This is a genomic window from Frankia nepalensis (genome assembly GCF_016786325.1).
GTDB lineage: Bacteria > Actinomycetota > Actinomycetes > Frankiales > Frankiaceae > Pseudofrankia > Pseudofrankia nepalensis.
In genome coordinates this window covers 13,615-29,265 of sequence record NZ_JADWYU010000157.1, presented here as the reverse complement: position 1 = coordinate 29,265, position 15,651 = coordinate 13,615, and the positions used below count along the sequence as shown (strand labels likewise).

Genomic DNA, 15,651 nt, shown 5'->3' with positions numbered 1-15,651 from the left:
GGCACATCACGTTCGGGTTCGGCGCCCACTTCTGCCTCGGCGCGGCCCTGGCCCGCATGGAAGGCCAGATCGCGCTCACCGGAACCCTCAAACGCTTCCCCCGCTGGGAGATCGACGAATCGAGGCTCGTCCCGGTCCAGACCAGCACCGTCCGCGGCTACGCCTCCGTCCCGATCTCGTTCGACTGATCGCCAGGCCGACGGGCGGGATGAAGTCCAACGGGCTTGTCGCTGTTCCGCCGGCCCAAGCAGACTTCCACCGGCGTCACCCGACGATCTCGTCTGGATACCGGTACGCACTGCCGCGGATGCCGCCAGCCTCGAGCCCGACGCTGCGACTACCAACGCCGGGCCCTACGGACGCCTTCGCGGCATCTGCGGCATCTGGTCCGCCGGCCGGCGTGGAAACGACCAGGAGGTAGCGGCGGCGTGGACCGTCAGGTCCCGAGGGCCGGGTTATTCGCCAACGAGACAGGCGGCTTCGTCGTCCTCGTCCGACCAATATCCGTCCAGGAGGAATGATGACCAAATCCGTGCCGGTCCCTGAAACCCTCGAGCAGGCACTCGACCCCTCATGGCTCACCCTTGCGTTAGCCCAGCGTCACCCGGCATCAGAGTAACCGAGGTGACGGTTCGGTCGGTTGACACGCGAATCTCGACGAACGCCCGCTTCACCATCGAGTGCGCCGGCGGTCTCCCCGAAGGGCTCTCGCCTCATCTCTGCGTCAAGGGGTATTTCGGTGAGACCAGCCGCCCCTACGCGTACCTCGGCGGCCCTGAGGCGCGGTTCTATGCCACGCTCGCCGAGCCCACGGGAGTCCGCACCCTCCGCGGCCACTATGCCGGAGCCTCGCTCGAGACCGGCGCCGGCGTCTTCATCACCGAAGACATCATCACCGACGGCGGCGCCTTCCTCGACGCGCTGTCGCCGTATTCCGTGGATCAGGCGGCAGAGAGCCTCAGCGAGTTCGCGCGCCTACACGCGTTCGGCTGGGGCCTGCCGAACGCGGTGCGAGCGCCATGGCTCGCGCCTCGCATCGACACCTACTTCCAGCACAGGGGCCAGGACACCATCCAGTCGAACTTCGACGGCCCGGTCGGCGTCGATGTCGCGCCCGAGGCGCGGGACGCGGCCAGACTCGCCACGGCGCAGCGAACCTTGGCGAGCAGCCCGGAGGGAGCCGGCTGGACGATCATCCACGGCGACGCGCATGTCGGCAACGTCTTCCTCGCGGGCGACGGTCATCCCGCGCTCGTCGACTGGCAGCTCGTGCAACGGAACTTCTGGGGCATCGACGTCGGCTACCACGTCGCTTCCACCATCTCCACCGAAGACCGCGAAAAAGCGGAGCGAGATCCGCTGCGGCACTACCTCGCCGAGCTACGTGCGCATGGCATCGATGCTCCTGCGTGGGACGACGCATGGAACGCCTACCGGATCGGCACTGTCTACGGATTCTTCATGTGGGGCATCACCGTCATCGTGCAGCCCGAAATCGTTCGCGTACTGCTGCAGCGTCTGAGCGCCGCCGTCGCGGCGCATGACGGGTTCGCAGCAGTGGGGGTGTGAGCACAGGGCCAACCCTGCCTTGCAACGGTGTACCTGCCGAAATTCCGCTCGGCGAGTGGCTGCCATACGCTTTCGATGACGCCGGTTTCGGGGATGGCGACCGCGACGACCTCGGCTTCGAGCATCCGGTTGCCGCGGTCGGCGCCCTTGGCCGGGTCTGCCTGGGTCTCGCAGGTCACGAGTTCGATGGGCCGCCCGCCGATGCCGGACCGGCGCTCGTTGTGGAATCCCCGTCGTCAGGAGTATGTCTCGCCGCTTTCTGCCTTCTGGACGAGTGAGACTGGAGGCAGCAGGTGCTCGCCGTAGCGGCCGGCGAGTTCCCGGGCACGCGTGACGAATCCCGGCAGGCCGCCCTGGTACCCGTTGACATACTGGATGACGCCGCCCGTCCAGGTCGGAAAGCCGATTCCGAGCAGTGAGCCGACGTTCGCCTCCGCCACCGAGCGCAGCACGCCCTCGTCGAGGCAGCGGACGGCCTCCAGCGCCTCCACGAACAGCATTCGTTCCTTCATGTCGTCGACGGGCACCGCCGTGCCTGTCCCCGTGAAGTGCTCGCGCAGGCCCGACCAGAGGCGGTCACGTCTCCCGTCCGTGTAGTCGTAGAAGCCCGCGCCGCCCGCGCGGCCTGGGCGGCCGAAGTCGTCGAGCATCCGGTCGATCACCGCCTCGGAGCCGTGGCCGCGCCATGAACGTCCGGAGGCCACCACCGCGGCCTTCGTCTCCTCGCGGATCTTGCGAGGCAGCGTGAGCGTGAGCTCGTCCAGCAGCTGCAACGGCGGAGCGGGATAGCCCGCCTGCGCGCCGGCCTGTTCGATCGACGCCGGGTCGACTCCCTCGCCGACCATCGCGACGGCCTCGTGCAGGAAGGTCATGATGACGCGGCTAGTGAAGAAGCCTCGGCTGTCGTTGACGACGATGGGCGTCTTGCCGAGCTGCCGGACCACGTCGAGCGCCCGGGCGAGCGTCGCGTCCTTGGTCTGCTCGCCAACGATGATCTCAACCAGCGGCATCTTGTCGACCGGGGAGAAGAAATGCATGCCGATGAAGTTCTCCGGTCGGCGAACGGCCTGGGCCAGCTGGCTGATCGGCAAGGTCGAGGTGTTGGACGCCAGCAACGCGTCCGCGCCGACCACGTCCTCAGCCTGCTGGAAGACCTGATGTTTGAGATCGGGGCTCTCGAAGACGGCCTCGACGACGAGATCCGCGCCGGCGAGGTCGGCAACGTCCGCGGTGGGAGTGATCCGGGCGAGCAGTGCCGCGCCGGCCTCGGGCGTCGTGACCTTCCGCTCGATCGCCGCGGCGACGAGCCGCTCGGAGTAGGCCTTGCCACGTGCGGCTGTTTCGGCCGAGATGTCCTTGAGAACGACCTCAATGTTGGACCTCGCACAGGAGTAGGCGATTCCGGCACCCATCATTCCAGCGCCCAGTACGGCGACTCTGGTCGCGTGGAAGGTCGGGCAGCCCGCCGGCCTGTTGCCGCCGGAGTTGATGTACTGAATGTCGAAGAAGAATGCTTGGATCATGTTCTTCGAGACCTGCCCGGTGACAAGGTCGGCGAAATAGCGAGATTCGATCAGGAACGCCGTGGCGAGATCGACCCGAGCGCCCTCGGCCGCGGCCGCGAGAATGGCCGGAGGCGCCGGCAGGTTGGCGTCGCGCAGCTGCCTGCGCAGGTTCGCCGACAGCGCCGGGACGGTCGTCCCGAAAGACGCGTCGGCGGGCGAGCCCCCCGGAATCGAGTACCCGACCTCGTCCCAGGGCTGCCGAGGGCGTGGGTTGGCGCGGATCCATTCCTTCGCCGCCGGCAGCAACTCGGCCACCGAACCGACCAGCTCGTTCACCAGGCCCAGCCGGGCGGCCTTCGCCGCGGTGTGCCGCTGGCCCAGGAGCAGTACGTTCGACAGCGCGTCCGTGAGCCCGAGCAGCCGCACGGAGCGCACGATGCCGCCGCCGCCTGGCAACAGGCCGAGCGTGACCTCGGGCAGACCGATCCATGTGCCGGGGAGGTCGGCGGCGATCCGGTGATGCGCGGCGAGGGCGATCTCCAGGCCGCCGCCGAGAGCCGCGCCGTTGATCGCGGCAACGATCGGGCGACCGAGCGTCTCCAGGCGGCGGAGCAGGCCTTTCACCATGTTCGCCTGGCTGACGACGGCCTGCCGGTCGCCCGGTCCCGCCGTGACCAGGTCACGCAGGTCGCCGCCGGCGAGGAAGGTCTTCTTCGCCGACGCCAGCACCACGCCGGTGATGGATTCCGCCTCCGCTTCCAGTCGGGTGACCACCGCTTCCAGCGCGGCGACGAAGCGAACGTTCAGGGTGTTGGCGGACTGGTTCGGATCGTCCATCGTCAGGACGACGACGCCGTCGGAGTCCTGGTCCCAGCGGATGACGGGGGTCAGCTCGGTCATGTCTGCTCTCTCGCGTTCAGGTGGCGGAAACGGGCGTGGCGGGGCGACCGGACGGCGTGGCCGTCCAGTCACCGGGTCGCCAGGGTCAGCTCCGTGGCGGGCCGAGGATCGGTTCGGCGGCGAGGTCGTGCCGGAGGACCTGAGTTCCGGGGGCGCGCGCTACGGGGCCGTCGTCCCGGAGGGGGACGCCTCTGTCGCGGTCGCCTCGCCCGCGGCCGCGACGCTGTCGGTCTCCCGTGGCGGCTGGTCCCCGTCGCCTGTGCCGTTCTCAGGGACGGGCGGCGAACGCCGCACCAGGGCGTAGACGACCAGGAGCAGCCCGAGCGTGGCCAGGGCGAGCGGCGCGACCAGGCCGACGAGCGTCAGCAGCAGCCCGGCGGAGGACGCGGTGTGGGCGAGGTCCCGGATGCTGGCCTGGGTGATGTGGAAGTCCAGTGCCATGACCGGCAGGAGCGCCACGTCCTGCCGGGCTAGGGACGTGTGCGCGACGACCCGCTGCGCGATCGTCTGGTCGATGGCGACGCCGGTCTGCTCGTCGACGTAGGCCACGATGTCGGTGGACGCGGTGAAGGTCAGGGGCACCGGGTCGGCCAGCGCGGCGACCGCCGTCGGCGTGAACGCCGCGACGACGTCGGCCGGAAGCAACGGCGCGAGCGTGCCCAGGAGGCTCTTGGGCAGTGCCGCCGGCAGCGCGTGGAGGAGGGCGGCGTTGCGCACCGGCCCTTCGGCCGAGAACCGGTAGATGTTGACCTTCCGCCCGCCTCGGGAGTCGGTCCCGCTGTAGTGGACGGGAACCACGGTCCGGGTCACCGGGTCGTAGTAGGTGTACAGGTCGTCCCTGGCCGGGCTGATCGGAAAGGCCGAGGTCAGGGCGCCCTCCGCCGGCTCGACGCCGGCGCCGGCGGGTCCCCGGACGCCCCGCAGCGTCGAGCGGTCGACGGCGTAGGTGTAGCTGCTGGTAGGCAGCTTCGCCCCCGTGGCCTTCACCGCCAGCGAGTCCTGGATCACCGCGGTGCCGCCGTCGGTGGACAGCGCGACGACGTGCCGGTCGACGGTGATCGGCACGTCGGTACGTAATGCCGCCCTGGCGTCACCCGCCTGTAAGGCGGTGTTGTCGAGCAGCGTCGCGGTCCCCTCGTAGCCGACGGTGAGGTCGGTGTCTGCCGGCAGCCTGGTCGCGAATGGCACGATCACGAACTTCAGGATGACCGCGAACGCGAGGAGCGAAATACCCACCGTACCGACGATCACAGATGAACGACGAATGCGCATAGTTTCTCCCTCTGGCTGGACGGTCCGCGCCCCGGAAACCAGAAAGTGGCTGGTCCGCCTACCGGCCGGAATGCGCGGTGGGAATTTCGAGGATCGGGGCGTCGGTCTGGCGCCGCCCGTCCAGGGCGTCAACGACGGGCGTGGAACGGTCGGTGGCCCGGGTCGTGGCTGTTTGCTCCGGGCCTCACCCAGGATGCCGAGGCCGTATGGCGGCGGGTACCCCCGGAAGAAGGGACTCCTTCCCCCGTCGGAGGGAAAGGATCTTTTCCGCTGCGCGAACGGCCTTAGAGTCCTCGCGACACGGCCGATTACATCGAAACAGGGAGTCGTCTGTGGCGGCGCAGGAGACAGTCAGCGTAACGAAGCCTGAGCCGGGTGTGGCGGTGGTTGCTCTCAGCCGGCCGGAGCGGCTCAATGCGATTGACCGGCGGATGCTCGCCGAACTGCGGGCGGTCGGCGAGCGGCTGCGCGTCGACAGTTCGGTGGGCGTCGTCGTGCTTACCGGCGCCGGGCGCGCCTTCTGTTCCGGCTACGACCTCGACGGCGCGGCCGAGTTCGCCGGCCTCGGCCCGGACGGCGCCCTCGAGCTGCAGGAGCTGGGCAACCAGGCGCTGCTCGCCCTGCTCTCGCTGCCGCAGCCGGTGATCGCCGCGGTCCGCGGCGCGGCGATCGGCGGCGGGTTCAGCCTCGCCCTCGCCGCGGACATCCGCATGGCCGCGTCCGACGCGCTCTTCCAGGCCGCGTTCGTGCGGATCGGAATGTCCGGCGCCGACATGGGCGCCTCGTGGCTGCTGCCCAGGATCGTCGGGCGCGGCGTCGCCGCCGAGCTCATGTACACGGCCCGCGAGGTGAACGCCGCCGAGGCGGTGCGGATCGGCTTGGCCAACCGCGCCGTGCCGGCCGAGTCGCTGCTCTCGCGGGCGCTCGACCTGGCCCGCGAAATCCTGGTCCATCCCAGGGCTGGGCTGGCGATGACCAAGCGGGCGCTGCAGGCGAACACCGACGCGCCCTCGCTGTGGTCGGCGCTGGAGACCGAGGCCCGCGGCCAGGCGCTGCTGATGGGTCACCCCGAGACGGCCGCGGCCGTGGCGCGCCTGCGCGACCGCCTCGCCTCCCGCCCGACGGGTGGCTGACGCTCCGGCTAATCCGCCCTGCCACCGGCGACGACCTCGTGCTGTGTCTGTCCGGGCAGTTCGCCCGGCAGACAGGGGGTGAACCTGTCGACGAGCCCTTCGTACCGTCGCCGGATCTCCTTGGCCGCCTCGGCCGGCCCACCGACGCGCCTACCCATCCCCTCTGGCACGAATCGAGCGTTCGGAACCGAGGGAAGTAAATCAGCGGTAACCTACCGAGCCAACGGAGCGGTCCAAGCGATGATGGCCGGACCGTCTCGAAGCACGCGCGAGCAGGAAGAGGGGCTCGGGATGGTGACCGACGGCCGCGGGACGATCACCCGCACGCCGCGTCCGCGCGACCGCAGAACCCAGATCCTGCTGGCCGCGAGCGCGCTGTTCTACCAGTCCGGCTATCCCAACGTGGGTACCGAGGAGATCGCCGGTCGGGTCGGGATCACCGCCGGTGCCCTGTACAGGCACTTCCGCAGCAAGGAGGAACTCCTCGCGCGAGCACTGTCGGACAGCTTCGACCGGGCGGCCGTCGTCGCGGGCCGCGGCGGCGCCGACCTCGGCGACGTGGTCGCCGACCTGGCCGCGATCTCGGCCCAGCGTCGCGAGCTGGGAGTGCTCTGGACCCGGGAGAGCCGCTATCTGAGCGAGACGCTGCGCACGCCGATGAGGGAGCGCTTCTTCCACTTCCACGCTCGTCTCGTCGACGCGGTCAACGCGGACCGGCCAGAGCTCGGGCGCCGCCACGCCGAGGTTCTGGCCTGGTGCACGCTCGGAGTCCTGACGAGTCCCTCCTATCACGATGTCTCGCTGCCTTCCGAGGAGGCGGCCGCTTCGCTGCTGACCCGCCTGGCGCTCGCGGTCTGCCGTACGCCGGTGCCGACCGCGCGGGTGCCCGCCGGTGAGGCCGCGCCCGGGACGCGCCGCCCGGTCGTCCGTCCGCTGGCCCCGGCCGAGGGTGCCGCGCCCGGCCTGCCGCGCGGGACCCGCCGGGAGGCACTGGTGGTGGCGGCGGCGCGGCTGTTCGGGGAACGCGGGTACCAGGGCGTCACGACCGAGGAGATCGGAGCCGCCGTGGGCGTGAGCAGCGCGGCGGTGTACCGGCACTTCGCCACCAAGGCCGACCTGCTCGTCACCATCGTCGTCCGGGCGAGCTCGGCGATGCTGCTGGCCATGTCGAGCTCGCTGGACTCCGCGAGCACCCCCGAGGCCGGGCTCGCCCACGCGGCCGGCACCTACATCGACTTCGCGATGTCACATCCGGACCTGGTCGGCGTGCTCGTCACCGAGATGCACAGCCTGCCCGAGGAGTACCGCCGTCGGGTCCACGCCACGACGCGGACCTACGTCGCGGAATGGCTGCGCCTGCTGCGGGCGGCGCGGCCGGGACTGGACCGGCCTGACGCGCTCTACCGGGTGCACGCGGTGCTCACGATGGTGAACGACGTCGCCAGGACCCCCCGCCTGCGCGCCGTGCCGGAACTGGCGGCTGTGCTGCACACCGCCTGCCTTCACGCGCTCGACGTCTCGGCGCCAACGCCTTGACTCGAGTGATCTGGATCACTAGGGTCGCAAAAGTAAATTTCGCGACACATCGCGGCCGACTGGGAGGGCCGCTGGCGGCACTGGGATGTGAGCGGAAGGCGGGGGCGTGACGCCGGAGCCGACAGCGAACGTGGACGTGTTCACCCAGCGTCGCCAACGGCTGATGGCGACACTGCGGGCCTCAACGGACACCGTCGAGACCAGTGCTGGTACTCCGGCACCGTCACCAGCCGAACGGACGAACCCCGATCTGCTGGCCGACCTGGGTGCCGCGGTCGCGGAGCTGCGCGACCATCTGCTCCGCGCGCAGGCCGCCGTGCAGGCACGCATCCGCGATGAGCTCGCGGCCCTGCGTGGCGTCGGATCCGTCGCCGAGGTGCTGGCCGCGGCTCCGCGGGCGCTGTGCGTCGCCGCCGGCTTCGACCGCGCCCTGGTCTCCGGTGTCCGGGGCTCGACCTGGCTGCCCATCGCGCTGCATGTCGAACGCGGCGTGGACGACCCGGTCAACATCGCGTTGGACGAGTTCCTGCGCTCCCGCGTCATCCCGCTGACCTCGGCGATGCCGGAGGCCGAGCTGCTGCGCCGCCGGGCGCCCGCTCTGGTGCTCGAGGCACGGGACCAACCGCGGCTGTACCGACCGCTAATGGAGGTGTCGGCCACCCGCGAGTACGTGGTGGCCGCGGTGCAGGCCGCCGGCACCGTGCTGGGATACCTCCATGCCGACCGTTACCCGAGCGAGCGGCTGCTCACCACGGCTGATCGTGACCTGGTCCAGACCTTCGCTGACGGCCTCGGGCTGATCATCGAGCGCGCGACCGCCCTGGAGCGGCTGGCGCTGCAGCAGGACCAGGTCACCGCGGCGTTCTCGGCCTTCAATACCACCAGCGCCGGGCTGACGACCTCGCCCCTGCGGCTGGAACGCGCCACGGAGCAGGCCGGCGGCGTGGGCGCCGCGGCACGTCCGGCGACGCTGGGCACCACGGCGGCGCTGCCGCGGCCTCTCGACAGTCTCACCCCCCGCGAACGCGACGTCCTGCGCCTGCTGGCGAGCGGCGCGACGAACGCCGAGATCGCGAATCGCCTGACGGTGTCGGAGACGACGGTGAAATCCCACGTGAAGCACATCCTGCGCAAGCTGCACGCGACCAACCGGGCCGAGGCGATCGCGCGCTACCTTGGTCTCGTCCGCGGCCAGGCCCGGTCGTTATGACGGCCCCGTCCAGCCGGCGTGGCACCCGTACCCTGTTCCCGGCCGCCGCCGGGGAACGCGGCTGGCGGCAGCGAGAAGGTGCCCTCGCCGCCCGAGTCGCCGCCGCGCGCGCGGCGGTCCACGACGCGCTCGGCGAGCCACCCGCGGCCGACGGCGCGCGAGCGCGGGCCACTCCCGCGTCTGGGGCGTGGGACCCGACCGCGGCCTGGACCATGGTCATGGCACTCGCCGAGGCGTGCGTGGACCGGCTGCGCGGCTACGGCGACCCCGACGCGGCTGGCGCCTGCCGGCTGTGCGAGCTGGTGGTCGACCTCTACGAGCTTGGCGTCGAGCTCTGCGACCATGAGGTGGAGAGCCGGGCCCGACGGCTGGCCGACTGCGCGGCCGGGCTGCGCCGGCTCCGTGACCTGTCGAGTTCGACGGACCTTTTCGCCCACGCGTGCCAGGAGCTGGTGGGCAGAGGCGGGTTCGGGCGCGCGGTGCTCTCCCGGGTGGAAAACGACACCTGGAGGCCTTGGACCGCCCACTTCAGCGACGGCTACGAGTTCGAATCGTGGTTCGCGGGGTGGGTCGACCAGCCCATTCCGTTCGCCGCGCAGGCGCCGGAGACCCTGACGCTCACCGGGCACGGCCCCGCCCTGGTCCAGGACACCGAGCGCGCGGCGGTCCACCGGCCCATCATCATCGAGTCGGGACGATCCACCTCCTACGTGGTGGCCCCCGTCCTGCGCGGCAACGAGGTGGTCGGCCTGCTGCACGCCGACCACTTTCCCTCGCCGAGGCGCGTGGACGACTTCGACCGCGAGGTGCTCTGGTCGTTCGCCGCGAGTTTCGGCCACGTCTTCGAACGGCTCGCGCTGATGGAACGCCTGCGAGCTCACCGGGACCTGGTACGCGGCATCCTGTCGGTGACAGCGCACTCGATGGACGAGATCTGTGACGCGGGGATCGACATCCTGCCCGAGGCGTCCGTCGGCGCGATGGCGCGGCATGCCCTCTTCCCTGGGGCCGCGGTGCCCGGGCCGCGGGCGCTCGAGGAGCTGACCGTCCGCGAGGCGGAGGTCTTCGAGCTGATGGTCGCCGGCGCGAAGAACAGCGCGATCGCCGAAACCCTCATCATTACCGAGGAGACGGTGAAGTCGCATGTGAAGCACATTCTGCGCAAGCTCGGCGTCGCGAACCGCTCGCAGGCGATCGCCGCCTGCCTCGGCACGAGCCAACCGCCCGCCGCGGCCGGGAAAGGGTACGCCTGGACGTCCGCGGCCGGCCTGGCGCGGCCGCGGCCGTCCGAGCGGCGGGACGCTCGTCAGCCGCCGGGGTGAACGGACCTCGGACGAGGAAGGACGTTCGCCCCTGGAGGCGTTCTCTTCCAGCTACGGCGCGCCCAGCAGGCCCAGCTCGCTACGGCCCAGCAGGTCGTATGCCTGCTCCGTGGTCATGGGGTGGAAGGGTCCGCCACGCGCGTCCCGGTAGAGGCGCTCGAGAACGTGGCCACGGCGGAAGGAGGAGCCGCCCACCAGGCGCAGCGCCGTGTCGGTGACCCGGATCGCGGTCTCGGTCGTGGTGACCTTGGCGACGTCGAGAAACGCGGTCCGTGCGATCGGGTTCCACTCGGCGTCCCGCCCGTCGACGAGGATACGGGCGGTCGCCTCGAGCGTGCGGATGGCGGCCTCGGTCTCCAGGCACATCCGGCCGAGCCCCTGCTGCACGTAGCCGATGCCCTTGAGCGCGACGTCGGAGCCCTCCATGGTCGCGCCAAGCGTCTTCTTCTTGAGAATCTCGCGGGTTTCGAGGTAGGCCTTCTCGGCCAGCCCACAGTAGACTCCCGCGAAGCTCATCGACGCCCATTCGAACTCGCCGAAAAGCCCCTGGCGGAAGTTTCCCCCGTAGGAGTCGGCCGGCGCGGGCGCGTCGTCGAAGACGACGGTGTGCGTGCCCGTCGCGCGCATTCCCATCGTGTCCCAGGTCTCGACGACGCTGATTCCCGGGCTGTCCATGGGCAGGACGAACACCGCCTCGCGCGAGGCGTGGTCCTGGAAGTCCCCCGGAAGTGCTCCGTCGGGCTCGGTAATCGTCGCGTTGAACGCGACGATGTCGGCCCCCAGGCACAGGGTGGCCCACGTCTTCCTGCCCGAGACGCGCCAGCCGCCGTTCCCGTCGGGCACCGCGATCGTGTCCGCGAGTCCGGTCAGCCCGGCCCGGTCCTCGCTGAACGGCCCGCAGATGATCTGCCGCTCGTTGACGACCTGTCCGAAGACCCTTTCCCGGGTCGGCTCGTCGAGCAGGTTGCGGAAGATGCCGACCATCGTCTGGTGCATGTTGAAGGCGAGCGCGATGGCCGGGTCGCCCTTCGCGAGCTCGCGGGAGACGAGCGTGGTCGTCCAGATGTCGGCGCCCGTGCCTCCGTACTTCTTCGGCACCGCGAGCGGCACGAGCCCGCTGTCCTTGTACCGCGCGACGAGTTCCACCGGGAACCGGTTCTCCGCGTCGGCCCCCGGCCCGACCTCGGCGAACTCCTTCGCCAGGGACCGAGCGGCCTGTAACACCTCGGCCCTCTCGTCCGCGGTCAACTCAACATCGTGCTTTCCCATTCGTCGGATCACTCCTCGTCGCCTGGTCCGCGTCGGCCTGGGGGCAGAACGTATGCGAGGCGAACGGGAGCGGAATCTCCCCTCGGGAGAGCTTCCGCCCTTCGACAGAGTGACGTGCGCGGGCGCGAGTCAGCCACGGCCGGCACGGCACACAGGGTGGCCCGGCCCCGACGTCCCGTCCGGCACGACTGTCGCGGACGAAACGTCCAGGTCGTCGGGGAGGTGGCCCCCGGCGAGGTCCGCCCCGCGGCGGGACGCCGCCCCGCGTTTCACCCCAAGGGGAGGTGTCTTTGACCCCGGGGGGTGACGCGCCCGCGGTGTGACCGATCTACGGTGCGGGACAGGGCCGGCGGCGCGCCGCGGCATTTCACCAAACAGCAGGAAGGGCACCCGCATGTCCTCGTACCGATTCGCCGTGAACTGGTTGAAGGCGTTCCGCGAGAGCGCGGAGAAGGTCTGCGCTCTCTACGCCGACGACTTCCTGTTCGAAGACCTGATCTTAGACCAGTCGATCACCGACAAAGCAGAGCTGCACCGGGTCTTCGCCCCGTACGCGAACACCGACCGGGCAAACGGGATCGGCATCAACCGCTTCCGCATCGACGAGTACATCGGCGACTCTCACAGCGGCATCATCCGCTGGTCCTGGGAGCCCGACGGCGCCGCGGCCTTCCTCGGCGTCCCGACGGGCGGAAAGCCCTTCAGCACCTCTGGTCAGACCTTCCACATCTACGACGAGGACGGCCGCATCAGGCGCGAGTCGACCTACTGGGACGCGGTCGCCCCGCTCGCCGCGATCGGCCTTGCGCTGTCGGTCCACGGCGGTGTCGCGGGGCGACCCCCGCGATCGCCAGCTGAACACCGCGACGGTGCTTCCGTGGCGCCCGCGGGCCACCCGGGCCCACGGGCCGCGTGAACGCCGGCCGTGACGCGACCTCCGCGCCGCCCGTCGACCAGATCCGACCAGGGAGCAGCACACCGATGAGCCGAGGAACAGACCACGCCGAGCGCTGGGCGAAGGCGATCACCAGTGACACCGAGGCGGCCCTCTCGCTGTATGCCACCGACGTCCTGTATGACGACCGCCGCGCCGTCGACCATGTGTACGACACCGCGACGGACGTCGGCGAACTACGCGAGCGGCTGGCGCCGTTCGCCAACACCGACCGGGCAAACGGCCTGGGAATCCACCGCCTGGACGTCCTCGAGGCGATCGAGACCACCGGGGCCGCCGGCGCGTTCGCCGTGACGATCCTGTGGCGCTGGACGGGCGAGGGCCTCGCCCGGTTCCGCGGGATCCCGACCGGCGGCCAGACGCTGCGCACACGTGGCCAGACCTGGCACCAGTTCGACGCCGACGGGCGCATCGACCGGGAGCTGACCAACTGGAACGACGTCCCGGTGCTGCAGCAGCTCGGCCTGCCGGTGCTCACGCCGCACTACTGGGAGGCCGACTTCGACCCCAGCCTTCTGGGCTGACCGACGGACACGGCCGCCCGGCCGGCGCGGACCGGCAGGAGCCAGCACGGACCGGACGCTCACCGCGAGCCGGACCCGTCGGGCCTGCCGGCGCGCCGGCACGGTCCCGGGGTGGCAGGCCGACCAGGACACCCGCCCAGACGAAGGGGAACGACGATGTGGGGCACTCTGCCCGAAGTGTTCGACCGAGCCTGCTTACACCACGCGGACTTGACAGCGATCATCGACGGCGACCGGCGACTGACCTACCGGCAGATGTGGCGGCAGGCGAACCAGGTCGCGGGCGGCCTGGTGGCACTCGGTGTTGGCAAGGGCGAGCGGGTCGGCCTGCTCCTGCCGAACGTCGCCGAGTTCATCCCGACCCAGCACGGCATCTGGAAGGCGGGTGCCGTCCTCGTGCAGATGCCGGCTCGCGCCAGCGCCGCGGTGCACCGCGCGAACCTGCGCCAGACCGGGGCGACCACGCTGATCTATCACGCCCAGTTCGACCAGGTCGTCGCCGATCTGCTCGGCGGCGAGGACGCGCCGACCGCGGTCAAGCACGTGATCCGTCTCCAGGCCCCGGGTGCCGGCGCCGACCCGGCTGGCACCCCGGTCGCCGGCACCGCCGACTACCTGGACATCTTCGGCGCGCAGCCCGGCGACTGTGCCCCGGCGGTGGCGCTCGACGAGCACGACGAGGCCTACGTGCTGTTCACCTCCGGGAGCACCGGCGAGCCCAAGGGAGTCGTCAACTCCCACTTCACCTGGGCGCACTACAGCATCACCGCCGGCCTGGAGATCGGTGACATCCGCCCTGGCGAGATCTTCGCGCACGGCGCGCCGCTCACCCACTACACGCAGATCTTCGTCATGCCGACCTTCCTGCGCGGCGGGACGAACGTGATGCTCCCCGGGCTCGACGTCGACCCGCTGCTGGCGACCGTCGAACGCGAGAAGGTCACCGCCACGGCCGTCGTACCGACCGTCGTCTACCTGCTGCTGGACCATCCCCGCCGCGCCGCGTTCGACCTGTCGTCGCTGCGGACGATGATCTACGCCGGTGCGCCGATCTCGCCGGAACGGCTCCGTGAGGCGCTGGACGTGTTCGGACCGATCTTCGTCCAGACCTACGCCGGCACCGAGCCGGGCTACGTCTCCTGTCTGCGCAAGGAGGACCACCGGCTCGGCGACGGCGCGGGCGCCACCCGGCTGGCTTCCGCCGGCCGCCCACTGCCCTTCGTGCGGGTGAGCATCCAGAACGAGGCGGACGAACCGCTGCCGGTCGGCGAGACCGGGGAGATCTGTTCCCGTCAGCTCGGTCAGATGCTCGGCTACCTCGACGCCTCGCGCGACGCCGAGGCGCTGCGGGATGGCTGGGTGCACACCGGTGACATCGGCTACCTCGACGCGGACGGTTTCCTCTACCTGGTCGACCGCAAGAAGGACATGATCGTCAGCGGCGGTTTCAACGTCTTCCCCCGGCAGGTCGAGGACGTGCTGCAGACCCACCCCGCGGTCGCCCAGGCGGCGGTCATCGGGATCCCCCACCCGAAGTGGGGTGAGGCGGTGCACGCGGTGGTGGTGCCGCGCGGCGGCCGGCACGCCGAGACGGCGGAGCTGATCGACCATGTCAGGCGCGCTCTTGGCGGCGTGCCCGCGCCGAAGACCATCGAGGTCGTCGACACCCTGCCGGTGAACCCGGCCGGCAAGGTCGACAAGAAGTCGCTACGCGCCCCGTTCTGGGCGGGTCACGCCCGCCAGATCGGCTGACGACCGCGGTGGCGACGCCGGCAACGGCCGCCAGCGGTCACCACCCGGTCAGCGCGACACGGCGGTCCGACAGATTCCGCCGATTCGGCCGGACGCGCCGGTCCGATCGCCGCCGATCCATGTGATGACGGACCACAGAAAAGAGCGGAAGCGGAAGATGGGCATGACGACAGATTCTCGCCATCCTGTGGACGAGGCTCGTTTCCGTGACGTCGTGTCGCGTTTCGCGAGCGGAGTCGTGGTCGTCACGGCGCAGGTCGACGGCCGGCCGGTCGGTCTTACCTGTCAGTCGTTCACGTCGCTGTCCCTCGTTCCGCCGATGGTGCTGTTCTGCCCGTCGAGGACGTCCACCTCGTGGCCGGCGGTGGCGGCGGCCGAGGCGATCTGCATCAACATCCTGAGCGAGGGCCAGGACGAGATCAGCAACGGCTTCGCGCGCAGCGGCGCCGACAAGTTCTCCGGCGTCGGCTGGTCCCCGTTGCCCAACGGCGCACCGGCGCTCCAGGACGCCGCCGCGCACCTGGGTGCCAGGGTCGCCCAGGTCTACGACGGCGGTGACCACCACATCGTCACCTGCCACGTCGAGATCCTGCGGGCGCGGGCCGAACCGGACCCGTTGCTCTACTACCGCGGCCGTTACCGGCGGCTGCGCGCGGTCGACTGACCGGCCGCCCGGCGTGAGCCGCCCATTCCGCAGAAGGCAT

General features: G+C 70.6%; 13 protein-coding genes and 1 pseudogene. 10 read left to right on the top strand and 4 right to left on the bottom strand.

The features are described from left to right. Positions 1-188, top strand: a 188-nt coding sequence (locus tag I6A81_RS24725; protein ID WP_203004472.1) for a cytochrome P450, incomplete at its 5' end; no start/stop codon positions are given. A 436-nt stretch (positions 189-624) separates the two neighbouring features. Then, the gene (locus tag I6A81_RS24720) at positions 625-1,569 is read left to right on the top strand and encodes a phosphotransferase family protein (RefSeq protein ID WP_307874886.1); all 945 of its coding nucleotides are present in this window, start codon (positions 625-627) and stop codon (positions 1,567-1,569) included. Between the two features lie 47 nt (positions 1,570-1,616). Here the strand turns inward: I6A81_RS24720 and I6A81_RS43860 are convergent. From I6A81_RS43860 to I6A81_RS24710, 3 genes and pseudogenes are all read right to left on the bottom strand, one after another. Beyond that, a pseudogene (locus tag I6A81_RS43860) lies at positions 1,617-1,790 on the bottom strand (ABC transporter substrate-binding protein); the annotation flags it as partial. 15 nt (positions 1,791-1,805) lie between these two features. Further along, positions 1,806-3,974, bottom strand: coding sequence for a 3-hydroxyacyl-CoA dehydrogenase NAD-binding domain-containing protein (locus I6A81_RS24715; protein ID WP_203004473.1), 2,169 nt, complete (start codon positions 3,972-3,974; stop codon positions 1,806-1,808). A 159-nt stretch (positions 3,975-4,133) separates the two neighbouring features. Further along, on the bottom strand, positions 4,134-5,246 hold the full coding sequence (locus tag I6A81_RS24710; protein WP_238429575.1) for a porin PorA family protein: 1,113 nt from the start codon (positions 5,244-5,246) through the stop codon (positions 4,134-4,136). Between the two features lie 383 nt (positions 5,247-5,629). Here I6A81_RS24710 and I6A81_RS24705 point away from each other — a divergent pair, with 383 nt between their 5' ends. From I6A81_RS24705 to I6A81_RS45065, 4 genes are all read left to right on the top strand, one after another. Further along, positions 5,630-6,379, top strand: a complete 750-nt coding sequence (locus I6A81_RS24705; RefSeq protein WP_307874885.1) for an enoyl-CoA hydratase/isomerase family protein — start codon at positions 5,630-5,632, stop codon at positions 6,377-6,379. Between the two features lie 291 nt (positions 6,380-6,670). Next, positions 6,671-7,915: a TetR/AcrR family transcriptional regulator gene (locus I6A81_RS24700; RefSeq protein WP_203004476.1), complete on the top strand. Its 1,245-nt coding sequence runs from the start codon at positions 6,671-6,673 to the stop codon at positions 7,913-7,915. A gap of 106 nt (positions 7,916-8,021) precedes the next feature. Further along, positions 8,022-9,125, top strand: a complete 1,104-nt coding sequence (locus tag I6A81_RS24695) for a helix-turn-helix transcriptional regulator (protein WP_307874884.1) — start codon at positions 8,022-8,024, stop codon at positions 9,123-9,125. After that, positions 9,122-10,447 (top strand): LuxR C-terminal-related transcriptional regulator, encoded by a 1,326-nt coding sequence (locus tag I6A81_RS45065; RefSeq protein WP_203010316.1) that lies wholly within the window; start codon positions 9,122-9,124, stop codon positions 10,445-10,447. Before I6A81_RS24695 ends, I6A81_RS45065 begins: the two co-directional genes overlap by 4 nt. A 51-nt stretch (positions 10,448-10,498) precedes the next feature. Here the strand turns inward: I6A81_RS45065 and I6A81_RS24685 are convergent, their stop codons facing one another. Further along, entirely contained in the window at positions 10,499-11,695 is a 1,197-nt protein-coding gene (locus I6A81_RS24685; protein ID WP_238429576.1) for an acyl-CoA dehydrogenase family protein, read from the bottom strand. Between the two features lie 436 nt (positions 11,696-12,131). Here I6A81_RS24685 and I6A81_RS24680 point away from each other — a divergent pair, with 436 nt between their 5' ends. The 4 genes from I6A81_RS24680 (at position 12,132) to I6A81_RS24665 (ending at position 15,611) form a co-directional block, all read left to right on the top strand. Beyond that, positions 12,132-12,632: a ketosteroid isomerase-related protein gene (locus I6A81_RS24680; RefSeq protein ID WP_307874883.1), complete on the top strand. Its 501-nt coding sequence runs from the start codon at positions 12,132-12,134 to the stop codon at positions 12,630-12,632. A 65-nt stretch (positions 12,633-12,697) separates the two neighbouring features. Continuing rightward, the gene (locus I6A81_RS24675; protein ID WP_203004480.1) at positions 12,698-13,195 is read left to right on the top strand and encodes a ketosteroid isomerase-related protein; all 498 of its coding nucleotides are present in this window, start codon (positions 12,698-12,700) and stop codon (positions 13,193-13,195) included. A gap of 156 nt (positions 13,196-13,351) precedes the next feature. Further along, the gene (locus I6A81_RS24670; RefSeq protein ID WP_203004481.1) at positions 13,352-14,947 is read left to right on the top strand and encodes an AMP-binding protein; all 1,596 of its coding nucleotides are present in this window, start codon (positions 13,352-13,354) and stop codon (positions 14,945-14,947) included. Between the two features lie 163 nt (positions 14,948-15,110). Beyond that, the gene (locus I6A81_RS24665) at positions 15,111-15,611 is read left to right on the top strand and encodes a flavin reductase family protein (RefSeq protein WP_203004482.1); all 501 of its coding nucleotides are present in this window, start codon (positions 15,111-15,113) and stop codon (positions 15,609-15,611) included. The last annotated feature ends 40 nt before the right edge of the window (positions 15,612-15,651 follow it).